This window comes from Limimaricola cinnabarinus LL-001, assembly GCF_000466965.1.
GTDB lineage: Bacteria > Pseudomonadota > Alphaproteobacteria > Rhodobacterales > Rhodobacteraceae > Limimaricola > Limimaricola cinnabarinus.
This window is the reverse complement of the sequence record NZ_BATB01000038.1, coordinates 1-24821: the sequence shown is the minus strand read 5'-3', so window position 1 is coordinate 24821 and position 24821 is coordinate 1. Positions and strand designations below refer to the sequence as shown.

Annotated in this window: 22 protein-coding genes and 3 pseudogenes; 17 read left to right on the top strand and 8 right to left on the bottom strand. The window is 67.4% G+C overall.

Annotated features, from left to right (window positions below):
* The first annotated feature begins 49 nt into the window (after positions 1 to 49).
* Together MBELCI_RS12470 and MBELCI_RS12465 are read left to right on the top strand one after the other, a co-directional pair.
* Positions 50 to 1000: an ABC transporter substrate-binding protein gene (locus MBELCI_RS12470; RefSeq protein WP_021694588.1), complete on the top strand. Its 951-nt coding sequence runs from the start codon at positions 50 to 52 to the stop codon at positions 998 to 1000.
* 201 nt (positions 1001 to 1201) lie between these two features.
* Positions 1202 to 2443 (top strand): GAF domain-containing sensor histidine kinase, encoded by a 1242-nt coding sequence (locus MBELCI_RS12465; RefSeq protein ID WP_045320106.1) that lies wholly within the window; start codon positions 1202 to 1204, stop codon positions 2441 to 2443.
* Positions 2444 to 2461: 18 nt separating this feature from the next.
* Here MBELCI_RS12465 and MBELCI_RS12460 read toward each other — a convergent pair whose 3' ends face one another.
* Positions 2462 to 3496, bottom strand: coding sequence for an L-idonate 5-dehydrogenase (locus MBELCI_RS12460; protein WP_021694586.1), 1035 nt, complete (start codon positions 3494 to 3496; stop codon positions 2462 to 2464).
* A gap of 203 nt (positions 3497 to 3699) precedes the next feature.
* On the opposite strand from MBELCI_RS12460, the gene MBELCI_RS12455 reads away from it, so the two are divergent.
* Positions 3700 to 4491, top strand: coding sequence for an SDR family oxidoreductase (locus tag MBELCI_RS12455; RefSeq protein WP_021694585.1), 792 nt, complete (start codon positions 3700 to 3702; stop codon positions 4489 to 4491).
* 25 nt (positions 4492 to 4516) lie between these two features.
* Entirely contained in the window at positions 4517 to 5554 is a 1038-nt protein-coding gene (locus MBELCI_RS12450) for a LacI family DNA-binding transcriptional regulator (RefSeq protein WP_021694584.1), read from the top strand.
* A 69-nt stretch (positions 5555 to 5623) separates the two neighbouring features.
* Here the strand turns inward: MBELCI_RS12450 and MBELCI_RS12445 are convergent, their stop codons facing one another.
* The 4 genes and pseudogenes from MBELCI_RS12445 to MBELCI_RS12430 all read right to left on the bottom strand — a co-directional run bounded on the left by MBELCI_RS12445 (position 5624) and on the right by MBELCI_RS12430 (position 9153).
* Positions 5624 to 6940 (bottom strand): TRAP transporter large permease, encoded by a 1317-nt coding sequence (locus tag MBELCI_RS12445; RefSeq protein WP_021694583.1) that lies wholly within the window; start codon positions 6938 to 6940, stop codon positions 5624 to 5626.
* Positions 6940 to 7493: pseudogene (locus MBELCI_RS12440) on the bottom strand (TRAP transporter small permease subunit). Before MBELCI_RS12440 ends, MBELCI_RS12445 begins: the two are co-directional and overlap by 1 nt.
* Positions 7494 to 7582: 89 nt before the next feature.
* Entirely contained in the window at positions 7583 to 8599 is a 1017-nt protein-coding gene (locus tag MBELCI_RS12435) for a TRAP transporter substrate-binding protein (RefSeq protein ID WP_021694581.1), read from the bottom strand.
* A complete protein-coding gene (locus MBELCI_RS12430; protein ID WP_021694580.1) occupies positions 8596 to 9153 on the bottom strand; it encodes a gluconokinase in 558 nt (185 codons plus the stop codon). The genes MBELCI_RS12435 and MBELCI_RS12430 overlap by 4 nt, the downstream gene beginning before the upstream one ends.
* Before the next feature lie 92 nt (positions 9154 to 9245).
* On the opposite strand from MBELCI_RS12430, the gene gntR reads away from it, so the two are divergent.
* Positions 9246 to 10256, top strand: coding sequence for an HTH-type transcriptional regulator GntR (gene gntR / locus MBELCI_RS12425; protein ID WP_021694579.1), 1011 nt, complete (start codon positions 9246 to 9248; stop codon positions 10254 to 10256).
* A 36-nt stretch (positions 10257 to 10292) separates the two neighbouring features.
* On the opposite strand, the gene MBELCI_RS12420 is transcribed toward gntR, so the two are convergent.
* Positions 10293 to 10469 carry a CsbD family protein gene (locus MBELCI_RS12420; RefSeq protein ID WP_021694578.1) on the bottom strand — a complete coding sequence of 59 codons (177 nt, stop codon included), beginning with the start codon at positions 10467 to 10469 and terminating at the stop codon, positions 10293 to 10295.
* A 285-nt stretch (positions 10470 to 10754) separates the two neighbouring features.
* On the opposite strand from MBELCI_RS12420, the gene MBELCI_RS12415 reads away from it, so the two are divergent.
* The 7 genes from MBELCI_RS12415 to MBELCI_RS12385 all read left to right on the top strand — a co-directional run bounded on the left by MBELCI_RS12415 (position 10755) and on the right by MBELCI_RS12385 (position 17562).
* Positions 10755 to 11714 (top strand): Bug family tripartite tricarboxylate transporter substrate binding protein, encoded by a 960-nt coding sequence (locus MBELCI_RS12415; protein ID WP_021694577.1) that lies wholly within the window; start codon positions 10755 to 10757, stop codon positions 11712 to 11714.
* A 71-nt stretch (positions 11715 to 11785) separates the two neighbouring features.
* Positions 11786 to 12250 carry a tripartite tricarboxylate transporter TctB family protein gene (locus tag MBELCI_RS12410; RefSeq protein WP_021694576.1) on the top strand — a complete coding sequence of 155 codons (465 nt, stop codon included), beginning with the start codon at positions 11786 to 11788 and terminating at the stop codon, positions 12248 to 12250.
* Between the two features lie 7 nt (positions 12251 to 12257).
* Entirely contained in the window at positions 12258 to 13751 is a 1494-nt protein-coding gene (locus tag MBELCI_RS12405) for a tripartite tricarboxylate transporter permease (protein ID WP_021694575.1), read from the top strand.
* Positions 13748 to 14923 (top strand): L-rhamnonate dehydratase, encoded by a 1176-nt coding sequence (locus MBELCI_RS12400; RefSeq protein WP_021694574.1) that lies wholly within the window; start codon positions 13748 to 13750, stop codon positions 14921 to 14923. The genes MBELCI_RS12405 and MBELCI_RS12400 overlap by 4 nt, the downstream gene beginning before the upstream one ends.
* 4 nt (positions 14924 to 14927) lie before the next feature.
* Positions 14928 to 15845, top strand: a complete 918-nt coding sequence (locus tag MBELCI_RS12395; RefSeq protein ID WP_021694573.1) for a dihydrodipicolinate synthase family protein — start codon at positions 14928 to 14930, stop codon at positions 15843 to 15845.
* A gap of 13 nt (positions 15846 to 15858) precedes the next feature.
* On the top strand, positions 15859 to 16575 hold the full coding sequence (locus tag MBELCI_RS12390) for a GntR family transcriptional regulator (RefSeq protein WP_021694572.1): 717 nt from the start codon (positions 15859 to 15861) through the stop codon (positions 16573 to 16575).
* Positions 16576 to 16761: 186 nt separating this feature from the next.
* The gene (locus tag MBELCI_RS12385; protein ID WP_021694571.1) at positions 16762 to 17562 is read left to right on the top strand and encodes a 4-hydroxythreonine-4-phosphate dehydrogenase PdxA; all 801 of its coding nucleotides are present in this window, start codon (positions 16762 to 16764) and stop codon (positions 17560 to 17562) included.
* Between the two features lie 76 nt (positions 17563 to 17638).
* On the opposite strand, the pseudogene kduD reads toward MBELCI_RS12385, so the two are convergent.
* A pseudogene (kduD, locus tag MBELCI_RS12380) lies at positions 17639 to 18381 on the bottom strand (2-dehydro-3-deoxy-D-gluconate 5-dehydrogenase KduD).
* 319 nt (positions 18382 to 18700) lie between these two features.
* Here kduD and MBELCI_RS12370 point away from each other — a divergent pair.
* The 5 genes from MBELCI_RS12370 (at position 18701) to manD (ending at position 23854) form a co-directional block, all read left to right on the top strand.
* Positions 18701 to 19537, top strand: a complete 837-nt coding sequence (locus tag MBELCI_RS12370; protein WP_369385452.1) for a GntR family transcriptional regulator — start codon at positions 18701 to 18703, stop codon at positions 19535 to 19537.
* A gap of 185 nt (positions 19538 to 19722) precedes the next feature.
* Complete coding sequence (locus MBELCI_RS12365; protein ID WP_021694566.1) at positions 19723 to 21270, top strand: type 2 periplasmic-binding domain-containing protein; 1548 nt, start codon at positions 19723 to 19725, stop codon at positions 21268 to 21270.
* 133 nt (positions 21271 to 21403) lie between these two features.
* Positions 21404 to 21955, top strand: coding sequence for a Gfo/Idh/MocA family protein (locus tag MBELCI_RS21295; protein WP_021694565.1), 552 nt, complete (start codon positions 21404 to 21406; stop codon positions 21953 to 21955).
* Positions 21847 to 22530, top strand: coding sequence for a hypothetical protein (locus MBELCI_RS21290; RefSeq protein WP_439645927.1), 684 nt, complete (start codon positions 21847 to 21849; stop codon positions 22528 to 22530). Before MBELCI_RS21295 ends, MBELCI_RS21290 begins: the two co-directional genes overlap by 109 nt.
* Before the next feature lie 100 nt (positions 22531 to 22630).
* A complete protein-coding gene (gene manD, locus MBELCI_RS12355; protein ID WP_021694563.1) occupies positions 22631 to 23854 on the top strand; it encodes a D-mannonate dehydratase ManD in 1224 nt (407 codons plus the stop codon).
* A gap of 44 nt (positions 23855 to 23898) precedes the next feature.
* Here manD and MBELCI_RS12350 read toward each other — a convergent pair.
* A pseudogene (locus MBELCI_RS12350) lies at positions 23899 to 24821 on the bottom strand (calcium/sodium antiporter); the annotation flags it as partial.

Here is a 24821-nt window from a genome sequence, read left to right as displayed (position 1 = left end):
CCCCGTCCCGCAACGAGGCCGGGCCAATCACCAACGGAGGAGAAACACCATGCTTTCACGTCGCGCGCTCATCGGCGCCCTCGGGCTCACCCTAACTCTTGGCGCGGCCCCCGCCGTCCATGCTCAGGACGGCGAGGTCTTCATCCCCTTGATCTCCAAGGGCTTCCAGCACCAGTTCTGGCAGGCGGTCAAAACCGGCGCCGATCAGGCGGCCGAGGAGATGGGCGTTCGCATCACCTTTGAAGGCCCCGACAACGAGACCATGGTGGACCGCCAGATCGACATGCTCGCCGCGGCACTCGCCAACAACCCCGGCGCCATCGGCTTTGCCGCCCTCGACAGCCAGGCCGCGATCCCGCTGCTGCGTCAGGCCGACGAGGCGGGCATCCCGGTCATCGCCTTCGACAGCGGCGTCGACAGCGACATCCCCGCCACCACCACCACCACCGACAACGTCGCCGCCGCGAGCCTTGCGGCCGACAAGATGGCCGAGCTCATCGGCGGGGCGGGCAAGGTCGCCGTCGTCGCGCATGACCAGACGAGCCGCACCGGTATCGACCGCCGCGACGGCTTCCTGAACCGCATGGAGAGCGAATACCCCGAGATCGAGGTGGTGAGCGTGCAATACGGCGCGGGCGACCAGCTGCAATCGACCGAGGTCGCCAAGGCGATCCTTACCGCCAACCCCGACCTGAACGGCATGTTCGGCACCAACGAAGGCTCCGCCATCGGCATCGTCAACGCCGTGCGCGAAATGGGCACCGACGAGGTGACCGTCATCGGCTACGATTCCGGCAAGGCGCAGACCGACGCGATCCGCAGCGGCGAGATGGCCGGCGCGATCACCCAGAACCCGGTCGGCATCGGCTATGAGACCGTGAAGGCCGCCATCGCCGCAATGAACGGCGAGGAGCTGCCCGAGGTGATCGACACCGGCTTCTACTACTACGACCAGTCGAACATCGACGACGAAGAGATCCAGGCCGTGCTCTACGACTGATCCCGTTCCCCGCGCGGCCCGCTTCGGGCCGCGCGTCGTTTCCCTCCGTAAGACAATGCCACTGACCGCCCGCGCTTTCGAGGCCCTGATCCTCGTATATGCTTCAAGACGAGTTGCATGTCGCAATCCACGCGAGATACACGACCGGCATTGCCAACGCCCTTTCGCATGTTAGGAAAAACGGGCAACCGGGGGGGCAAGATGAGCGACGGTGATCAGCGACGTGCGACCATTCAGGATCATGCCGCCTTTCTCGAAGGCCGGCATGATTTTCAGGTCGATATAGAAAGGCTCGCCACGAGCGATCTCGTCGGCACCATCCTTGAGACCGTCATGTTCGCCACGAACAGCCGCTTTGCCGCCGTCGCCCGCGTGACGGAGGATCGCTGGGTCGCCTGCCGGACGGTGGACGAGGTGAATTTCGGCATGTCCGAGGGCGACGAGATCGAGATCGGATCGACCTTCTGCCGGTCGGTGCGCGAGACTTCGGAGCCGGTGCTCTTCAACGACGTGGCCATCGACGAAACCTATCGCAACCACCCCATCGCGACCGGTTTCGGCATCGTCAGCTATGCCTCGATCCCGATCCGCCGCGCCGATGGCAGCTTTTTCGGGACGCTCTGCGCCATCGACACCGAGCCGCGCGACATCAAGCATCCCCGCGCGGTGGCGATGCTGGAGATGTTCGCGAGGATCATCGGCCAAGGGCTGGAGACCGAGGAGCGCCTGGTCGCGCAGGAGCGGCTCGTCGCGCAGGAGCGCGAGATGGCCCGCATCCAGGAAGAGTTCATCGCCGTCCTCGGCCACGACCTGCGCAACCCGGTGGCCGCGCTCGACGCGGGCCTGCGCCAGCTTGACAAGGAGCCGCAGTCCGAAAAGGCGCGCCGCGTCCTGCCGCTCATGCGCGCCTCGTTGCGCCGGGCGAGCGATCTGATCGATAACATCATGCTCCACGCCAAGGCCCGGCTCGGCGGCGGCATCCGGACATTCGCCACGCCGGACGCGCCGCTTGCCCAAGCCCTCGCCGAGGTCGTCGAGGAGATCCGCGTTGCGGCGCCCGAACATCGGATCGATCTCGCACTCTCGTTCGACCACCCCCTTTGCTGCGATGCGCCGCGCATCGCGCAGGCGGTCTCGAACCTGCTGTCGAACGCGCTGCGTCACGGCACGCCGGGCCACCCGATCGAGGTCCGGGGCGCCATCCGCGACGGCGAGGCGGTGATCACCGTTGCCAATCATGGCAAGCCGATCCCCGAGGATCTGCGCGAAAAGCTGTTCGAGCCCTATCAGCGCGGTGTCGAGACCCGCGGCGAGGGGTTGGGCCTCGGGCTCTACATCGCCGCCTCCATCGCCGCCGCCCATGGCGGCCGGATCGAGCTGCGCTGCGAAGACGGGATCACCAGCTTCGCGCTTCACCTGCCGATCCTGCCGCCGCCCGGCTGAGCGGCCCCGCCCCCGGCTTCAGGCGTCGAAGCGGATCTGCACCTTGATCGCGCGGCCACGGTCGCCGGCCAGCTCGAACCCCGCGCGGGCCTCGTCAAGCCCGACCGTATGCGTCAGCAGCGGGGCGACGTCGATCCGCCCGGCCCGCATCGCGGCCACGCCTTCGGCGAACTCCTCGTGAAAGCGGAAGGAGCCGCGCAGGTCGAGCTCCTTCGTCGTGACCAGCCCCATCGGCAGCGACATGTCCCCGCCCAACCCAAGCTGCACCACCACCCCTCGCGGGCGCATCGCCGCCAGCGCCGGTGCGATGGCCGCCGCCGCTCCGCTGCATTCGAACAACACGTCGAAGCTGCCCTTGCCTTGGGCATAGCCCGACATCGCCTCGGGGTCGGTGCGGCTGTTGATGGTGACATCGGCACCGATCCGGCGCGCCGTCCCGAGCGTGAAGTCGCTCAGATCGGTCGCCACGATCTCGCCCGCGCCCGCATGGCGCGCGGCGAGGATCGACAAGAGCCCGATCGGCCCGCAGCCGGTCACCAGAACCCGCTTGCCCAACAGCTCGCCCGCCCGGCGCGCGGCGTGCAGCGTCACCGCCAGCGGCTCGGCCATGGCCGCCTCCTCCGGCGTCAGCCCGTTCGCCGGCACGCATTGCGCGGCATCGGCGACAAGCTCCTGCCGGAACGCGCCCTGAACATGCGGAAACGGCATGGCAGAGCCGTAAAAGCGCATGTTCTCGCAATGGTTCGGACGGCCCGCATGACATTGCGCGCAGCCGCCGCAGGGCCGCGAGGGCGAGACGGCGACAAGATCGCCGACCGACAGCCCGCGCACATCCGCGCCGCATTCCACGACCCGGCCCGACACCTCGTGTCCGAGAATCATCGGCTCGCGCAGGCGCACCGCGCCAAAGCCGCCATGCGAGAAATAATGCAGGTCCGAACCGCAGATCCCGCCCCGCGCGATCGCCACGCGGACCTGATCCGCGCCGGGCGTGGCACTGGGCCGCTCCTCGATCCGCAGGTCGCCCGCGGCATGGATGACGACGGCCTTCATCGCACGCACCGACTGGGGCGGCGCTGGCAGGCTCTGGTCAGGGATATGAACGGCTGGTGCATGGGCCCTCTCCTTGGAATGCGCGGGTGTCCGGATCATCCGGTACGCGAGCCGGACCCGGTTCGCCCCGGATTGTCATGGATCATTGTTATCGATAACATGGATCGCGACAACCCTCATGTTTACATTGTCGGGAGAGCCGGATGACCCAAGACAAAGCCTATCTGGAAACCATGTTCGGCCTGGGCGGCCAACGCGCGCTGATCACCGGCTCCTCGCAGGGGATCGGTCTCGCGCTGGCGCGCGGGCTGGCGCAGGCCGGCGCGCAGGTTGTGCTCAACGGTCGCGACGCGGCGCGGTTGGAGCAGGCCCGCGAGACCCTCGCCGCCGAGCTGCCCGAGGCCGAGATCACCACGCTGGTCTTCGACGCGACCCGCCACGACGATGTGCGTGCCGCGATCGACGGGTTTGAGGCGCGCACGGGCGCCATCGACATCCTCGTCAACAATGCGGGCATGCAGCACCGCACCCCGCTTGAGGATTTCCCCGCCGATCGCTTCGAGGCACTGCTGCAGACCAATATCGCCTCGGTCTTTCACGTGGGCCAGGCGGTGGCGCGCCACATGATCGGGCGCGGGCGCGGCAAGATCATCAACATCTGCTCGGTGCAGACCGCCCTCGCCCGTCCCGGCATCGCGCCCTATACCGCGACCAAGGGCGCCGTGGCCAACCTCACGAAAGGCATGGCGACCGACTGGGCCCGGCATGGCCTGCAATGCAATGCCATCGCGCCGGGCTATTTCGACACGCCGCTCAACGCCGCGCTGGTCGCCGATCCGGAGTTCTCCGGCTGGCTCGAAAAGCGCACCCCGGCAGGGCGCTGGGGCAAGGTCGATGAGTTGGTCGGTGCCTGCGTGTTCCTGTCCTCCGGGGCGTCGAGCTTCGTCAACGGCCATGTGCTCTATGTCGACGGCGCGATCAGCGTCTCGCTCTGAGCCGGTCCGACCGCAGGAGCCCGACATGACACCCAAGCCCGCCCGCGGCGCGGCGATCCGGATGGCCGACGTCGCCCGCGCGGTCGGGGTCTCGGCGATGACGGTCTCGCGCGCCTTCAAGGGGGATGAAAGCGTCCATCCGCAGACCCGCGACAGGATCCTGCGAAAGGCCGAAGAGCTGGGCTATGTCTTCGATGCGCGGGCCGCGAACCTGCGCCAGAACCGGACCGGCTTCGTCGCCGTCACCGTGCCGGCGCTCAACAGCGCCAATTTCGCCGAGACCGTTCGCGCGCTGACCGAAGGGCTGGCGCGCGAGGGGCTGCAGATCCTCTTGGCCAACACCGAATACGACCCCGCCGAGGAAGAGGCCGCCATCGCGCAGCTCTTGCGCCGCAAGCCCGAGGCGGTGGTGCTGACCGGCGGCCAGCACACGCCGCGCACGCGGCAGATGCTGGCCGCCTCGGGCCTGCCGATCGTGCAGCTTTGGGATCTGCCCGAGGACCCGCTCGATCATGTCGTGGGCTTTTCCAACGCCGCCTCGATCGGCCTGCTGGTCGAACATCTCGTCGCGCGCGGTCGCCGCCGCATCGGCTTTCTGGGTGGGGATTCCGAACGCGATCCGCGCGGGCGGCAGCGCCGGGCGGGCTTTGTCGCGGCGATGGCGCGCCATGGCCTCGGCGCCGACCGGCTGGCCCCGCTGGGCGAGCCGCCGATCGCCATGGCGGCCGGAGCGCAGGCGCTCGACGCACTGCTCGCGCGATATCCCGACACCGACGCCGTGATCGGTGTCTCGGACCTCGTGGCCTTCGGCGCGTTGGCCGAATGCCAGCGGCGCGGGATCGAGGTGCCCGGCGCGCTGGCGCTGGCGGGGTTCGGCAATTACGAGATCGGCGCGGTCTGCGCGCCGCGCCTGACCACCGTCGATGTCCATGCGGGCCGGATCGGCGCCGAGGCCGCGATGCTGGTGGCGGGGCTTTTGAACGGGCAGGCCGCCCACCCGCCCCGGCGCGTCGTCCTTCCGCCCGAACTGATCATCCGCGAAACCACCCCCGCCTTGCGCTGAGCCCGCCACATGAATAGGCCCGCCCCCTTGCCGAGGGGGGCGGGCCTACGCTTGCCACGTTCGGGCGTCTTAGTAGATGGCGATCGCCGGGAACATGATCAGCACCGCGACGGCCAGCGCCTGCATCGCGATGAAGGGCAGGAGCGATTTGAAGATGTCGCCGAGCGAGATGTCGGGCGGCGCCACCGATTTGAGGTAGAAGGCCGCCGGACCGAAGGGCGGCGACAGGAAGCTCATCTGCATGTTCATGCAGAACACCACCCCGAACCAGACCGGATCATAGCCCATCGAGGTGATGATCGGCACGAAGATCGGCATGGTCAAAAGCGCGATCCCGACCCAGTCGAGGAACATGCCCAAGATGAACAGAAGCGCCATCATGAACAGCAGCACGATCACCGGCTCGTCCGAGATGCCCGTGATCATCGCCGAGACGAACTTGATCCCGCCCATCAGGTTGAACACGCCCACCAGCGCGGTCGCGCCGATGCCGATCCAGACGATCATGCCCACGGTCTGGAGCGTCTGCAGCGCCGCGGCCTTCATCAGCCCGAAGGTGAACTCGCCCCGGATCATCGTCGAGAGCGTGACGCCCAGCACGCCGACGGCCGAAGCCTCGGTCACGCTTGCGATGCCGCCATAGATCGAGCCCAGCACCCCGATCACCACGAGGATCGGCAGGAACAATCCCTTGGCAAGGCGCAGCTTCTCGGCGGTGGAGGCGCGCGGTCCCTCGACCACCGGGGCCACGGCCGGGTTGATGTAGGCGCGGATCAGCACATAGGCCACGTAAAAGCCCGCCAGCATCAGCCCCGGCACGAAGGCCGCGGTGAACAGATCGCCGATCGAGACGTTGGCGGTCAGGCCATAGATGATCAGCACGATCGAGGGCGGCACCATGGTGCCCAATGCCCCGCCCGCGCAGACCACGCCGATGGCGAGGTTCTTGTCATAGCCGAGCCGCAGCATCTGAGGCAGCGCGATCAGCCCCAGGAGCACCACCTCGCCGCCGATGATCCCCGACATCGCCGCGAGGATGACGGCCACGAGGATCGTCTGGATCGCGATACCGCCCCTGAGCCGCCCGCCGAACAGGCGCATCGCGTCGAACAGGTCGCGCGCGATGCCCGATCGGTCGAGGATCGCGGCCATCAGCACGAACATCGGCACCGAGACGAAGACGAAGGAGGAGACGAAGGAATAGACACGGGAGGTAATCAGCGGCACCGCCATCGGGCCGAACCAGCCCAGGGCGAAGACGAGCGCGACCAGAAGCGTGACATAGGCCAGCGGAATCCCGGTGACGAGCAGCACCAGCAGCATGGCGAACATGAGGCCCGTGGCCCCCTCGATCCCCAGGCCTTGGATGGATCCGAAAAACTCCATCACCGGCGCCCCCGCGCATAATTCACCGCGAGGATCGCGAACTGGACCGTCATGATGCCCAGAACGAGCATGAGAAACACCTTGATCGCGCCCGGATAGACCGGGTCCCAGGCGCTGCCCGAGCGCTCCAACCTGAAATCGCCGGCGGGGGTGAAGGCCGCGCGGCTCACCATGATCCAGGCCGCCCAGGTAAACATCGCCGCCGCGAGGCCGCAGACGATGGAGATCACCACGTCGAAGCGCGACGCATCTTCGGGCCGAGCTGGTCGTAGATCAGCACCACGCGGATATGGCTGTCTCGCGCGGTGCAATAGAGCCCGCCGAAGACGAAGGCCACGCCCGACAGGAACACGGTCGTCTCATGCGCCCAGATCGTGGGCCGGTTGAAGAAGTAGCGCAGCACCACCTCCTGGATCAGGATCAGCATGGCGATGATGATGCCGATCGCGAAGACGATGCCGACCCGGTCGATGGCGCGGCCGAGCCAGCCCGCCTCGGGGATGGGCCCGCCTTCGTCTCGGGGCGGCGTGATGTCGGTGTGATCTTCTGTCACTGGCCTTGTCCCTCGTTGTCCAAGTTCTTGCAAAGACGCCGGACCTGACGGTCCGGGCGTCGGTCGGATATGGCCGGGCGGTGCCGGGCTTACTCGGCGATCAGCCCGTTCTCGGTCAGGTAGTCGGTCAGCGTGTCATAGACCTTCTGCGCGTTCTCGGAGCGCGCGGCGACCTTCTCCCATTCGCCCATGGCGATCTGGCGGAACTTGGCGCGCTCCTCCTCGGACCAGTCATGCACGGTGATCTCGCCAGAGGCCTTCGCCTCCTCGACGGCCTCCTGATCGGCCGCCTTGAGCGAGGAGATCTGGTTCTGGGCGAACTGCTTGACCGACTCCTCCATGATCCCTTGGAGATCCTCGGGCAGCTCGTCCCACTTGCCCTCGTTCATCGACACCTCGACCAGCGGCATCGAGTGGAAGCCCGGATAAACCGGGTGCGAGGCCACGTCGTGCATGCCCTGCGCGTGGTTGACCGAGAACACCGAGTAGTCGGCCGCGTCGATCACGCCCTTGTCGAGAGAGGTGAAGACCTCCGAGCCCGGCAGGTTCACAGGGGCCGCACCCGCCGCGGCAAAGACCTGCTGCACCAGCCCCTCGGGCGCGCGCAGCTTGAGCCCCTTGAGATCGTCGACCCCCTCGAGCGGCACGTTCGACACGAAGGCTTCGAGGCCCGGCGTGCTGACGCCGATGAACTCCAGCCCGTAGGGCGACAGAAGTTCGTCCATCAGCGCGTGGCCGCCGCCCTGCTCGATGAAGTCGAACATCTGCTGCGGATCGCCCCAGGCGCCGACCGGGTTGGCGATCAGGCCAAAAGCCGGGTCCTTGCCCGAGAAATACGAGGTGTCGGTGATGTGCCCGTCGAGGATGCCCGCGGCGATCGCGTCCTGCGTCTCGTTATGCGCGACGATCGAGTCGACCGGCAGCAGCTCGACGCTGACACGGCCATCGGTCATCTCGCCCACGCTCTCGGCCCACTGCTTTTGCAGTTCGAAGTTGGGGTTGCCCGCCGGGTCCGAAGACTGGAAGCGGAAGCTGTAATCCTGCGCGATCGCGGCACCCGACAGGGTGAGCGCCGCGGCGAGGGTGATGGTGAAGGTCTTGGTCATGATGTCCTCCTCGGGGTGTGTGTCTGCCCGGACCCATCGGGTCCTCCCTGCAGACGGGATGAAAGTGCGGTGAAGGCCGCCTCGAGCACCTCTTCGGGCGAAGGTGCCACGGAGACGCGGATCGCCCCTTCCTCAAGGGCGGGCGGCTCAAGCGTCGCGAACTGGCTGTCGAGCAGCGAGACCGGCATGTAATGCCCCTCGCGCTGCGCCATGCGCCCGCGCAAAAGCGCGTGATCGCCTTCGAGATAGACGATGGGAAACTCTCCCAGCCGCGTGCGCAGCCGGTCGCGGTACACCCGCTTGAGCGCGGAGCAGGCCACGACGGCGAAAGGCTCGGTCGTGGCCATGGTCTCGGCCACGGCGTCGAGCCAGCCCCAGCGCAGCGCGTCGGTCAAAGGCTCGCCGCGCGCCATGACGGCGACGTTTTCCTCGGGATGCAGATCGTCGGCATCGACATAGACGCCGCCCAGACGCTCCGCGAGGCCGCGTGCCACGGTGCTTTTGCCCGCGCCACTCACGCCCATCACCAGAACCGGTTCCTGTCCTTCGCGCATGCCGCCTCCCTTGTCGCAGCCCGCCTCCCCGGCTACGATGACAGCGCTATCATTAGATGACAGCGCTGTCATCCGTCAAGTGGGGGATCAAAATGGCGAAACGGGTGACCTTGGCCGAAGTCGCGGCGCAGGCGGGGGTCTCGCCGATCACGGTCAGCCGGGCGCTGCGCCGCCCCGACACGGTGCAGCCCGACACCCGCGCGCGCATCGACGCGGCCGTCTCCGCGCTCGGCTACGTGCCCGACCCCGCAGCTCGCGCGCTGGCCACTGGCCGCGCCGACGTGATCGGCGTGTTGATCCCCTCGGCCACCAACGCAGTCTTCACCGACGTGCTCTCCGGGCTTTACGAGGAACTCTCCGAGACCCGCTTCGACGTGCAATACGGCATCACCCGCTATGAGCCCGCGACCGAAGAAAAGCTGCTCGGCGTGTTCCTGCGCCAGCGCCCCGCCGGTCTCATCGTCGCGGGCATCGATCAGACCCCGGCGGCGCGGCGGCTGCTCGAACGCGCCGATTGCCCGGTGGTGCAGGTCATGGAGATCGGCCCCGACCCGGTCGACATGATGGTGGGGTTCTCGCATCACGACGCGGCGGCGGCGGCGACCCGGCACCTGATCGCCCAAGGCTACCGCTGTCCGGGATTTCTCGGCGCGCGGATGGACCCGCGCACGCAACGCCGCTTCGCGGGGTTTCGCGCCGAGGCCGAGGCGGCAAGCCGCTTCGAGCCCGAGCGCTGCGAGACGACCGAAACCCCTTCGAGCGTCGGCGTCGGAGCGGCGCTCCTGCGCGCCCTGCTCGCCCGGCGGCCCGAAACGGATGCGGTGTTCTGCAACAATGACGATCTCGCCATGGGCGCGCTGTTCGAGGCGATGCGTCTGGGGCGCACCGTGCCGGACCAACTCGGGATCTGCGGCTTCAACGATCTAGAGATGATGCACGCCGCCGAGCCTGCGCTCACTTCGGTGCGCACCAACCGCTTCGAGATGGGAGTGGAGGCAGCGCGGATGATCCGTGCCCGGCTCGAAGGCCGTGACCCCGGCCCGGCGCTGGTCGATCTGGGCGCACGGGTGCAGGCGCGGCGCAGCACCGGCGGTCCATGCTGAATCGGCGCGCCCCGAGCGGGGCGCGCCGATGCGGTCTCAGTCGTCGAGCGCGCCCTTGGCTTCGCCCTTGAGGTTCTGGCCGTGGCCCTTGAGCTTCTGCGCCTTGCCTTCGTTCTGAAGATCCTTGTTGTCGGTGGCCTCGCCGATCTTGTCCTTGGCGGCGCCGACGGTCTTGTTCGCGGCACCCTTGGCCTTGTCTTCGCTCTCGCTCATGTCGTGATCCTCGCTGATGTGGCGCGGGCGGCGGCCCTTCGGTCCCCTGCCCCGCTTGGACACCAAACGCGCCGCCCAGCCATTCGGTCCATCTCTTTCCCGTGCGGTGGCCCCCGCCGTCCGCGTTAGCGCGGCGAGGGTCCGCACATGATCCTGGATTTCACTATCTTGATCACGACGATTGCAATTTTTGGCATGCCAAAACTTTGACATGTCGAAATTGGCCGGTTAACGATTGGAATGCACCCGGCGTGGTGCAGAGGGAATCAGGGAGGAGACTTGAAGATGCTGATGAAAACGACGGCGCTGCTCGCCACCATCGCGGCCCCCATCATGGCCCCCGTCGCGGTCCTCGCGCAGGAGGCCTATCCGGACGGCACCATCGAGGTGGTCACGCATTCGGGCGCCGGTGGCGGCACCGACACCACCGCCCGCATGATGATCGCCTCGGTCGCGCCGGTGCTTGACACCGACATGGTCATCGCCAGCCGGCAGGGGGGATCGGGCGCCGTGTCGATGGAGTATCTCGACCGTCAGACCGCCGATGGTCACACCATCCTCGTCTGGACCACCGGTCACGCCGTGACCCAGGCCAAGAACGGCGCCAGCGGCGCCGAGGGGCTGATCCCGATCGCGCGCGGCACCAACGATCCGCAGGTGCTGATGACCAAATGCGGCGTCCACGAGGGTGCGCAGGCCTTCCTCGACGCCCAGAAGCAGGACTCGATGTCCTACGGCGTCACCCATGTCGCCAATATCGACGACGTCTCGGCCTTCATGTTCGCCAAGGCGGCGGGGCTGGCACAGCCCGACATCATCCCCTTCGAGGGCGGCGGCGACCTGCTGACCAACCTCGTCGGCGGCAATGTCGATATCGCGGTGCTGAACTACGGCGAGGCGGTGGCCCAGATCGACGCGGGCGAGGTCTGCCCGATGGTCGTGATGGGGTCGGAGCGCCTCGCCACGGCGCCCGACACCCCGACCACCGCCGATCTTGGCATCGACGCCGATTTCGCCACCGTGCGCGGCTTCGCCGTCAAGGACGGCACGCCCGACGCGGTGGTCGAGCAGATCCGCGCGGCGATGATGGAGGGCATGAAATCGCCCGAATATCTCGAATTCCTCGAAAGCCAGGGCCTCGACGAAAGCTCGGTCGCGGATGCCGAGGTCTGGGGCGCGCAGATGGACACGTCGGTCGCGCGGATGCGCGAGGCGCTGGTCGAGCTGGGCTATATCGACGGCTGAGGCGGCCCGCCGGACGCCGCCCGGGAGGGGCGGCCGTCGCGGTCCATTCACCCCGGGGGAGGAGCACCGTCATGGGGACCCGACTTTCGACAATCCTGCCGCTGATCGCCTGCGCGCTGATCGCGGGCCTCGCCTATGGCTGGTCCTACACCTTCAAGGACGTGCCGCCGATGCTGATCCGGGGCTTTCAGCCGGGTGCGTTTCCGCGGCTGGTGGCGGGCATCATCATCGCGCTGTCGCTCCTTGGCCTGTGGCACGCGCGTCATGCGGGGGACGATCGGCCCGACGCGCTGCCGCGCGAGTTTCATCTCTCGGTGCTGATGCTCGGTCTGTTCGGCGGGCTGGTGCTGCTCGGCGATTTCCTGTTCGCGCTGATGATCGGCTGCGCCGGTCTCGCATGGTGCTGGGGCGAAAGGCGGGTGCCGGTGCTTCTGGCCCTCGGCCTCGTGGCGCCTGTCGTGGTGGTGCTGTTCTTCGACGCCGCCTTTCAGGTCCGCTTTCCGCGCGGCTTTCTCATCAACCTCTATTACGGGTAGGCGCGACATGGGCGATATCCTCTCGGGTCTTCTGGCCCTCGGCGACCCGAAGCTTCTCTTGCTCATCGTCGCCACGACGCTGGCGGGCACGGTGATCGGGGTTCTGCCGGGGCTCAACGCCACCACCGGCGCGGCGCTGATGCTGCCCTTCACCCTGACCATGGACCCGATTTCGGCCACGGTCGTTCTGGCGACGATCTACGGATCGGCCACCTTCGCGGGCGCGATCACCGCGATTTTGATCAACACGCCGGGCACCTCGGCCTCGGCCACCACCTGCCTCGACGGTTATCCTCTGGCGCTGCGCGGCGAAGCGGGGCGCGCGCTCGGCGTCGCGACCATCGCCTCGACCTTCGGCGGGCTGGTATCGATCGGGTTTCTCTTCGTCGCAGCCCCGCTGATGGCGCGGCTGGCCTATGATTTCGGCCCGCCCGAATACTTCGCCCTGACGCTGTTCGGCCTGTCGATGCTGGCGACGATCGGCGGCGGCTCGGCGGTCAGGAACCTGATCGCGGGCGCCTTCGGCGTGCTGCTCGCCACGGTCGGGGTCGACCTGCTTACCGGGGTCGAACGCTACACCTTCGGCACCCATGCGCTCTATGACGGGATCGGTTTCGTGCCGGTGATGATCGGCATCTTCGGCATCGCCGAGCTCTTGCGCCAATCGACCCAGCTCGACCAAGAGCGCCACCTCGTCGCGATGAGCGCGGTCAAGCTGCCCGGCTGGGCCGACATCCGCCGCATCCGCACCACGGTGTTGCGCTCCACCGGCATCGGCACCTTCATCGGCGTGCTGCCCGCCGAGGGCGCGACCATCGCCTCGATGATCTCCTACAACGAGGCGCGGCGCTGGTCGCCCAACCGCGACAATTTCGGCAATGGCGAGATCGAGGGCATCGCCGCCTCGGAGGCGGCCAACAACGCGGCCATCGGCGGCTCGCTGGTGCCGACGCTGGCGCTCGGCATTCCCGGAAGCCCGACCGCGGCGATCATCCTCGCGGGGCTTCTGACCCAAGGGCTGCAGCCCGGGCCGATGCTTTTTGCCGAGCAGGGCGAATTCCTCGGCGTGATCTTCGCGGCACTTCTGGTAGCGAACCTTCTTTTCATCGCCGTGGGCCTGGGCGGCGCGCCGATCTTCGCGCGGATCACCACCATCCCGGTGCGCATCCTGTGGCCGCTGGTGTTCCTGTTTTCGATCGTCGGCGCCTATGCGATCCGCCAGTCGCAGGTCGACGTGATCATCGCGCTCGCCTTCGGGGTGATCGGCCATCTGATGATCCGCCACGGCTTCTCGGTCGTCTCGCTGGCCATCGGGCTGGTGCTGGGCGCCATGGTCGAACAGCGGCTCGGCCAATCGGTCGCGATGTTTCGCGGCGAATGGTGGATGCTCTTCACCCGGCCCATCGCGCTCACCTTCTTCGCGCTGACCCTGCTCGCGCTCTTTGGCGCGCAGGCCACCCACCTCATCCGCAAGATCACACGAAAGGAGATCGCGTCGTGACCAAGATCACCTCGATCCGCACCCGCGTCTGGCACTGGACCGGGCCGACCGTCCCGCCTCGGGGCAATTTCTGCACCAACGCCTCGGACGCGCTCTACGAGAAGGGCGACGCCATGTCCTCGTTCCGGTTTCACCAATGGCTGACCGTCGAGGTGGAATGCGATGACGGCACCGTCGGCATCGGCAACGCGGCACTGGCCCCCACGGTGGTCAAAAAGGCGATCGACGACTGGTACGCGCCGCTGGTGATCGGCGAGGACCCGTTCGACTATGCCTATATCTGGGAAAAGATGTATCGCCGCACCCATGCCTGGGGCCGCAAGGGCATCGGCATGACCGCGATCTCGGCGATCGACATCGCGATCTGGGACGCGATGGGCAAGCTCACCGGCAAACCGGTCTTCAAGCTGCTGGGCGGCCGCACCAAGGAAAAGATCCCGGTCTACTACTCCAAGCTCTATGCCCGCGACATCGCCGCGATGCAGGCCGAGGCCGAAGAGGCCATGACCCACGGCTACACCGCCTACAAGTCGCGCTTTGGCTATGGCCCCAAGGACGGGATGCCGGGCATGCGCGAGAACCTCAAGCGCGTCGAGGCGCTGCGCGAGGTGATCGGCTGGGACAACGATCTCATGCTCGAATGCTACATGGGCTGGACCCTCGACTACGCCAAGCGGATGCTGCCCAAGCTCGCGAAATACGAACCGCGCTGGCTCGAGGAGCCGGTGATCGCCGACGACGTGGCGGGCTATGCCGAGCTCAATGCCATGAACATCGTGCCGATCTCGGGCGGTGAGCACGAGTTCTCGGTGATGGGCTGCGCCGACCTGTTGCGCCGCGGCGCAGTCAGCGTGCTGCAATACGACACCAACCGCGTGGGCGGCATCACCGCGGCGCAGAAGATCAACGCCATCGCCGAGGCGTTCCAGGTGCCGGTGATCCCGCATGCGGGGCAGATGCACAACTATCACCTGAGCATGGCCAATGCGAACTGCCCCATCGCCGAATACTTCCCGGTCTTCGACGTCGAGGTCGGCAACGAGCTGTTCTACTACATCTTCGAGGGCGACCCGGAGGCGAAGGACGGCTTTTTGCAGCTCGACGACGACATGCCGGGTCTGGGCATCTCGATCAGCGACCGGCATCTCCACAACTTCCGGATCGAGGAGTGAACCCATGAGACCCGAAACCCTGACCGGCGCATGGCCGGTCGCCCCCACCCCCTTCAACGCGGATGGCAGTCTCGATTTGCCGGGCATGTCGCGCGTGCTCGACTGCATTGTCGATCAGGGCGCCGACGGCGTCTGCATCCTCGCCAACTTCTCCGAGCAGTTCCTGATCTCGGACGCGGAGCGCGAGACGCTGACGCGGCATTGCCTCGAACACCTCGCAGGCCGGCTGCCGGTGATCGTCACGATCTCGCACTACGCGACACCTATCGTGGTGGAGCGGGCGCGGCTGGCGCGCGATCTCGGCGCCGTCGCGGTGATGATGATGCCGCCCTATCACGGCGCGCTCCTCAAGGGCACGGCCGAGCAATGCTATGAGCAGTTCGCCCGCGTGGGCGAGGTCGGCATCCCGATCATGCTGCAGGACGCGCCGCTCTCGGGCGTCGACCTGCCGGTGCCGCTTCTGGTGCGGATGGCGCGCGAGATCGAGATGGTGCGGCATTTCAAGATCGAATGCACCGGTGCCGCGACCAAGCTGCGCGCGCTCATCGCCCAAGGCGGCGAGGCGATCCTCAGCCCTCTCGATGGTGAGGAGGGGATCACCATGCTCGCCGATCTCGACGCGGGCGCTTCGGGCACCATGTGTTCGGCGATGATCCCCGAACTGATCCGCGAGGTGGTGACGGCGCATCGTGCGGGCGACCGCGAGAGGGCGATGGCGGGCTACACCCGCATCCTGCCCGCGATCAACCACGAGAACCGGCAATGCGGCTTTCGCGCGGCCAAGGCGGCGATGGTCGAGGGCGGGGTGATCCGCTCGGAGTTCTGCCGCCACCCGGTGCCGCCGCTCGCGCCCGAGACCCGCGCCGAGTTGATCGGCCTGCTGCGGCCCCTCGACCCCATCGTGCTGCGCTGGGGGCGTTGAAAGGAACACGACCATGACCCAAGAGACCGACCTGTCGAAGAGCCTCGCCGAAATGGCGCCGATCTCGGGTCGCAAGACGCTGTGCGACGAGGTGGCCGAGAGGCTGCGCGAGCTGATCCTTCTGGCCAAGCTCGCCCCCGGCGCCCCGATCCGCGAGCGTGACCTCGCCGAGGCTCTGGGGATCAGCCGCACGCCGCTGCGCGAGGCGTTGCGCATCCTCGAGGCCGAGGAGCTGGTGGTCTATTCGCCGACCCGCCGCCCCTTCGTGGCCGACCCGGATCTCGAAACGCTGGAGCAGAACCTCTCGGTGCTGGGCGCGATCGAGGCGCTGGCCGGCGAACAGGCCTGCCGCAACGGCACAGATGCCGAGATCGCCGAGATCGAGCGGATCTGTCGCGAGATGGTCGAGGGCTCCGAAACCGACGAGCCGCTCACCTTCTTTCGCCGCGACATGGCCTTTCACGAGGCGATCGTGACCGCCAGCCGCAACCGGCCGCTGGCGCAGACCCAGCGGCAATACAACGCCCGGCTCTGGCGCGCGCGCTTCATCTCGTCGCAGCGCAAGCCGGACCGTTCGCGCACGCTGCGCCAGCACGAGGAGGTGGTCCGCGCCCTCAAGGCGCGCGACGCGGCCGCCACGGCGGCGGCGCTGCGCCATCACCTCGAAACCGCGGTGGAGAACATCGCCAAGACCCGATCCGAACAGGCCGAGGAGGGCCGCGAGACATGAAACCCCGTATCGGCATCATCCCCGGCGATCCCAGCGGCATCGGCCCCGAGCTGACCGCGAAGCTCATGGCAGCCGAGGCGTCCGCGAGGCGGCCGAGATCCTGCTGATCGGCGATCGCTGCGTGTTCGAGCAGGGCATGCGTCAGGCGGGCGCGGAGTACGCCCTCGTGCCGGTGGACCCCGAAGCGTGGAACGCGCCCCCGGAGGCGTCGCGTGGCACGAGACCGAGACCATCGCCGCCTCCGAGATCGAGGTCGCGGTCGAGACCGAGGCCTCGGGCCGCTCGGTGCTGGCGAGCTTGGACCGGGCGCTGGAGCTGCTGCAGGCCGGGCGGATCGACGCCCTCGTCTTCGCGCCCTTCAACAAGGCGGCGATGCACAAGGCCGGGCTCGCCCATGCAGACGAGCTGCACCACATGGGCGAGCGGCTCGGTGTGACGGAGTATCTGTCTGAGCTCAATGTGCTCGACGGCATGTGGACCTCGCGCACCACCAGCCACATCGCGCTGCGCGACGTGGCCGATACCATTACCGCCGAACGGCTTGGCGACGCGGTCGAGGTGATCGACCGGACGCTGCGGCGCTCGGGCATTGCGCGCCCGCGCATCTCGGTCGCGGCGCTCAACCCGCATGCGGGCGACGGCGGCAATTTCGGCCGCGAGGAGATCGACGTGCTGCGCCCGGCCATCGAGGCGATGCAGCAGCGGCAGATGCCGGTGGACGGGCCATGGCCCTCGGATACGGTGTTCCTCAAGCTGCGCGACGGCGAGATCGACGCGGTGGTGACGATGTATCACGATCAGGGCCAGATCGCGCTCAAGCTTCTGGGCTTCGAGCGCGGCGTCACGGTGCAGGGCGGGCTGCCCTACCCGGTGACGACCCCGGCGCATGGCACCGCCTTCGACATCGCGGGACAGGGCACGGCGCGGGTCGCCGCGATGCGGCAGGCCTTCGACATCGCCTGCGACATGGTTGCCAATTGGCAATGAGCCGGGGCCGCGACCGGTGAAGCCTCAAAACCCGCCGGCCGCGCCGCCCTTGGCCCCGCGTCGATCACAGGCGCGATCAGCGCGCCATCCAGCCGCCATCGACATTGATCACCGCGCCGGTGAGATAGGTCGCGGCGGGCGAGCACAGGAAGGCCACGGTGCCGCCGATATCCTCCGGCGCGCCCCAACGCCCGGCCGGGATGCGGTCGAGAATGGCGCCCGACCGCTCGGGGTCGTCGCGAAGCGCCTGCGTGTTCGCCGTGGCGATGTAGCCCGGCGCCACCGCGTTGATGGTGATCGCATGCGGCGCCCATTCATTGGCGAGGATCTTGGTCAGCCCGGCCACGCCATGCTTGGACGCGGTGTAGGAGGGCACGCGGATGCCGCCCTGAAACGACAGCAGCGAGGCGATCGAGACCACCGCGCCGGGGCGGCCCGCGCGATCAGCTCGCGCCCGAAGGCCTGGCAGGTGAAGAACACCGCCTTCATGTTGACGTCGACGACGTCGTCCCAATCGGCCTCGGTAAAATCGACGCTCTCGGCGCGGCGGATGGTGCCCGCATTGTTGACGAGGATGTCGAAACCCGCCCCGCCGAACACGTCCCGCGCCGCCATCGGATCGGCAAAATCCAGGGTCAGGCTCTCGGCCGCGCCGCCCGCCGCCGCGATCCGTGCGACCGTCTCGTCGCAGTTGCGCCGTCCGGCGCAGACCACATGCGCGCCCTGCCCCGCCAGCGTCACGGCGATGGCGCTTCCGATCCCGGCATTGGCCCCGGTGACGAGCGCCTTGCGGCCTTCGAGCGAGAAGAGGCCCGTCATCGCGTGGCCCCCGTCCATGGCGCGGTCCATGGCGCGATCTTCAGGCCGGAAGCCCGGCGCGAGAAAGAATGATCTGGGCGCATGGGGGGCTCCTTTGCGAGCTGCCGACCGGGGGTGCCTTATCGCGGCAGACTTGTTTTATTTGTAAAGCAAGTCAATGATCATCGCCAGAAACGAACCTCGCCGAGGAACGAAGTACCCGACTGGCTACCCGGAATAGCTCGCAACCATTGGCAAATCCAATCGGCTCATTACAAGTGGCGACCCATATTCGTCTTTAGATCAGCGCAATACCTGAAAACGAAGGACAGGTTTACGAATCTGTTTACAACATGCCGGATCTGACATATCAATTGCGGGATCGGGATCGGCGGATCGGAGTGACCGCGGCCCTTTCGGCAACCGGGGAGGCGGCGTTGCAGGACATCTCGGCACCACTGCCCGGATCGGAACCGGCGCCGCGAATGGCGGATCTCCTGACGGGCGCGCGGCTCGATCCGGAGGTCAACATTACCTTTCAGTCTTCGACATCCTGCGCGAATTGATCGTGACGGTCCGGTTGCGTCCCGGTCAGCGCATCTCCGAAAAGGAGATCGCCGCCGCTCTCGGGATCAGCAAGACGCCGGTTCGCGAGGCGCTGATCCGGCTCGACGAGGTGAACCTCGTGCGGATCGTTCCGCAAAGCGGCAGCTATGTCACCCCCATCTGCACCGTCCGCTATGCCACCGCCTGCTTCATCCGGCTGCAGCTCGAGATCGGGGCGGTGCGCGACGCGGCGGCACGGCCCGACCCGCGGTACCGGATCGGGGACCTCGACGAGATCCTCGCCCGGCAGGCCGAGGCGCTGGCTCGGCAGGATGCGGCGGCGTTCCGCGAGCTTGACGAGAGGTTACACCGCCAGCTCTTCGTTCTGTCGGGCCATGCCGACGCATGGGCGACGGCGCGGCGCGCGCAGTTCGATCTCAACCGGGTGCGGCTGATCCGTCGCAGGCACCGGATCGTCGGCGGCGCGCGCGTGCTCGGGGAGCATGCCGCGATCGTCGAGGCGATCCGGGCGCGGGACCCGCAACGCGCCGAAGGCGCGCTACGGGCGCATATCGGCGATCCGGAGCGAAAGGCCGACGCGCTGTTCACCGATGAGAGGTTGCGAGGCTGATCGAGAGGCCGACCGCCAACTAGAGGTTTCGTCCGCAAGGCCGGACGTCACGACCCGCGCCGGACCCCGGCGCGGACCCCGCAGGCCATGCCCGCGCGGGACACCCGACATGCGCGACCGGGGAGGGTCGCCGCGCCGGGGAGGATCACTTCGATCGGACCGAGATACGCGAAAGGGAGGACACCATGCGTAGAACGACCTTGGCTTCGGCCATTCTCAGCACGACCTGTCTGGCGGGCGCCGTCGCCGCGAATGAAGACTTCAGGATCACCGAGGAGCCGCTCGAGCTTACGATCCACATGCATTGGGACCGCTCGCAGGGCTATGTCGAAAGCTATCCTGTCGAGCAGGCGGCGCGCGAGCTGACCGGCATCCACCTCAAGGAGGCGACGGCGGGCAAGAACACCGCCGACACGCGCGAGGCGATGAACCTGCTGCTGGCGATGGGCGACATGCCCGACATCGTCGGCAGCCAGTTGATCAAGCAGCCGGTCAACGAATACGGGCCGCAAGGCGCGTTCCTGCCGCTCAACGAGCTGATCGAGGAGCACGCCCCCAACATAAAGGCGTTCTTCGACGAACGCCCCGAACTGCGTCAGGCGATTTCGGCCTTCGACGGCAACATGTACTACATCCCCTATCTGCCCGACGGCAAATACGGCCGCGCCTGGTTCGTGCGCCAGGACTGGCTCGACGCGCTGGGGCTGGAGCGGCCCGACAGTGTCGACGAGCTCTACGACACGCTCGTCGCCTTTCGCGACGACGACCCCAATGGCAATGGCCGACAGGACGAGGTGCCGTTCTTCGTGCGCGACTGGGAGGAGCTCATTCGCCTCGTGACGCTGTGGGACGGGCGTTCCTCGGGCTCGGACACGCCGCATGACTTCATGGTCGATGACGAGGGCCGGGTGGTGCATCCCTATGCGCGCGAAAGTTATCGCACGGGGCTAGCCCATATCGCGCGCTGGTACGAGGAGGGGCTGATCGACAAGGAGGTCTTCACGCGCGGCGTCTCGGCGCGCGACCACCTTCTGGGCGAGAATCTCGGCGGCATGACGCATGACTGGTTCGCCTCGACCTCGGGCTACAACGCGGCACTGACCGACCGGATCGAAGGCTTCGACTTCGTGCCGATGCTGCCGCCCGAAAGCGTCAGCGGCCGCCGGATCGAGGAGCATCGCCGCATCCCGATCAAGCCCGATGGCTGGGCGATCAGCCATTCCAACGACCACCCCGTCGAGACCATCAGGTATTTCGACTTCTGGTTCACCGAAGAGGGCCGTCTCTTGTCGAATTTCGGCGTCGAGGGAGAGCAGTACGAGATGATCGACGGCGAGCCGATCTTCACCGACGCGGTGCTGAACAGCGATCAGCCGGTGAACAGCCAGCTCTGGGCGGTCGGTGCGCAGATCAAGAAGGGCTACTGGCAGGACTTCCGCTATGAGTGGCAGTGGACCGCGCCCGCCGCGCGCGAGGGGATCGAGCTCTACGACAGCCACGACCTGCTGGTCGACCAGTTCCTCGGCGTTGCCTTCAACAAGGAGGAGCAGGCCGTCTACGACAAGTACTGGCCCTCGATCCAGAGCTACATGCTGGAGCGCCAGCAGGCATGGGTTCTCGGCAATGGCGATGTCGAGGCCGATTGGGACGGCTATCTCGCGACGCTGGACAAGATGGGCTTCGACGAGGTGATCGAGGTCATGAACGCCGCCTATGCGAGGCAATACGGCTGAGCGCCGACCGCCCCGGCCCGCCGCGATCCCGCTGTCGCGGCGGCCCCCTGCCCGGCCTGCCTGTGCCCCCGTCGCGCGGCGCGCCCAAGGCCCCCCATCACATCCGTTCGCCGTCAGGCATGAGGAGAATAGCATGACAAAAGTTCTGATTTCCGGGACCGGTTTCGCCGGTCGGGGCCACGCGGAGGCGTTTCGGGCGGCGGGGGCCGAGATCGTGGGCATCGTTGGCCGCACCCCAAAGGTCGTCGAGGAAGTCGCCCGCGAGATGGGCATCCCTCATGCCGGGACCGACTGGCAGGCGGCCTTGGAGACCTGCCGCCCCGACATCGTGTCGATCGCGACGCCGGGCGGCGCGCATTACGAGCCGATCAAGCAGGCCATCGCCTTCGGCGCCCATGTGTTCTGCGACAAGCCGATGACGGCCGATGGCGACACGGCGGCCGAACTGCACGCACTGGCGCAGGAGAAAGGGGTCAAGACCGCCTATGCGGCGAGCTTTCGCTACGCGCCCGGCGTGCTGCACGCCAAGGCGCTGGTCGAGCAGGCGCGATCGGCGCGCCCACGGAGGTCGAATGCATCTCGCATTTCAACCTCGAGCGCGAGATCCCCTTTGGCTGGTCGCATCGCAGGGCCGATGGCGGCGGCCGGCTCAACAACAACTTCACCCACACGCTGTCGATCGTGACATCGGTGATCGGCGACGAGGTCATGCAGATCGCGGGCGAGGTGCGCGACGATCTGGGCCGCGCGCCGATCGTCGAAGGCGTGCACAACTTTGCCACGCGGCGCGACTTCATCCCGCGCGATCTCGACGACCCGTCGCTCGAATGGGGCGAAAGCGACGTCGAGTGGTCCTATACCGTGATGGCGCGGCTGCGGAGCCGCTTTGCCGATGCGCCGGTTTCGGTGTTGTTCAAGCATGGCGGTCTGGTGCCGCGCTTTCGCGAGGATCACATCGTCTTCTACGGCAGCAAGGGGGCCATCTATCTCGAAGGGCATTACGGCAGCGGCGCGCTGCATTTGCATGACGGCAAGGCATGGCAGCAGCAGCCGTTGCCTGCGGAGATTGCCGCCATGGTGCCGGATGTCGCGGGCGAGACCGAGCAGTGCTGGCACCACCTCGCGCGCGCGTTCGTCCGCGACATCTGCGGCGAGACGGTCGAGCCCTACCCGACCTTCCGCGAAGGCCGCCAGTATCAGCGGATCATCGACCTGATCCGCGAGAGCGGCAACTGGACCGACGCGCCGGCCCTCGCCTGAGCGACGCCGTAGTGCGGAGCCCGTGAGAGCCCTGCCCTTTCAACTCGAGAACCAAAGGGACGGCTCCGCACGACCCGCCCCATCGACGGAGATCCCCCAGATGAAGATCACGGATGCCAAGGTGTTCGTCGGCGGCCCCGCCAAGAACTATGTCACGCTCAAGATCATGACCGATCAGGGCGTTTACGGCCTTGGCGACGCCACGCTCAACAACCGCGAGACGTTGCCCGCCAAGTACCTGCAGGACTACCTCATTCCGAACCTGATCGGCATGGACCCGCGCCGCAGCGAGGACATCTGGCAGTTCTTCTATCGCGGCGCCTATTTCCGGCGCGGCCCCATCGCCATGGCGGCCTATGGCGCCATCGACATGGCGCTTTGGGACATCAAGGGCAAGCTCGCGAACCTGCCGGTCTATGACCTCCTGGGCGGCAAGAGCCGCGAGGGCGCGCTCGTCTATGCCCATGCCACCGGCGCCGATCTCGAAGACCTGATGGACAGCATCGCCCACTACACGGAGGCAGGCTACAGGGCCGTGCGCGTACAATGCGGCATCCCCGGCATGCCCACGGCGAGCTATGCGGTCCCCGAGGAAAAGGGCGCCAAGCACTTCATCACCGATTATTCCGGCATCCGGCCCAAGGTCGAGAGCTGGGACAGTGAGACATACATGCGCTTCATGCCCGAGGCGTTGATGCGCATCCGCGACCGCTTTGGTCCCGATCTGAAGATCCTGCATGACGTGCACCACCGTCTTACCCCGCGCGAGGCGGCGGCTTTCGCCAAGGAGGTGGAGCCGGCGCGGCTGTTCTGGCTCGAGGACCCGACGCCCGCCGAGGATCAGGACGCGCTGCGGCTCTTGCGGCAGCATTCCACCGTGCCGGTCGCCATCGGCGAGGTGTTCAATTCGATCTATGACTGCAACAAGCTGATCGAGAACGAGCTGATCGATTTCATTCGCATCGCCGCGACCTATGCGGGCGGCATCACCCATGCCCGCCGCATCGTCGATCTCGCGGCGCTGCATCATGTGCGCACCGGTTTTCACGGCGCGCCGAGCCATTCGCCGATCTGCATGGCGGCGCATGCGCATCTCAATGCCTGGGCACCGAATTTCGGCATTCAGGAATACCTCGTCCTCGGCACGCCCGAATGCGACGCGCTGTTCCCGTCAGACCACCGGATGGAGAATGGCATGGTGCATGTCAGCGACGCGCCCGGCCTTGGGGTCGCGTTCGACGAGGAGGAGGCCACGCGCTACGAGTACACGCCCGGCAGCCACCCGGTCGTTCGGCTCGAAGACGGGACGATGTGGAACTACTGAGCCGGGCGCGCCGGTGACGCGGGCCGCATCACCGGCGCCATGGATCAGGGCCAGAGCATCCAGCCATAGGCCACGTAGCCCGCCACCAGAACCGCCCCCTCGCGCCGCCCGATCCGAAGACCGGTCGCCGCAAAGACCACGAGCAGCAGCGACACCGCGACCATGACCGGCGCGTCGAAGCGCACGATCTCCTGCGGCACGTTGGACGGCGCGATGAGAGCGGTGGTGCCGCCGATCCCGAGGATGTTGTAGATGTTCGAGCCGACGATGTTGCCGAAGGCACGTCGCCTTGCCGCTTCAGTGCGGCGATCACCGAGGTGACGAGTTCCGGCATCGAGGTTCCGACCGCGACGATCGTCAGGCCGATGATGGTCTCGGAGACGCCGAAGCCGCGGGCGATGGCGACGGCCCCGCTCACCAGAAAGGAGCCGCCGACCACGACGAGGGCCAGACCGGCCAGCGCGATGAGCAGCGGCATCGCGAGGCCGTTTCGCGTATGCGGAGGGGCGAGGCCCGGATCGGCCCCGGCGAGGGCCGCGCTCTTGTCATGGATGGCCCCGCCCTCGTTCGCGCGGCGCTCCTGACGGATCACGAACCAGATGTAGCCGACCAGCAGGGTGACCAGCCCCGCGCCCAGGACGCGGCCCATCGGCATCAGCGCGGCCAGCACCGCGAAGGCGACCCCGACCGCGAGCATCACCACCGCGTCCCGGCGCAGCGCCGAGCGAGCGACGACGATCGGGCAGATCAGCGCCGAGACGCCCGCGATCAGCAGGATGTTGGCGATGTTCGACCCCACGACGTTGCCGAAGGCGATGCCCGGAAATCCGCCCAGCCCCGCCTGAACCGAAGTCACGAGTTCGGGCATGGAGGTGCCGAAACCAACGAGGGTCAGGCCGATCACGAGAGGCGAGATCCCGATCCGCTCGGCGGCCTGCACCGCGCCGCGCACCAGCAGTTCCCCCCC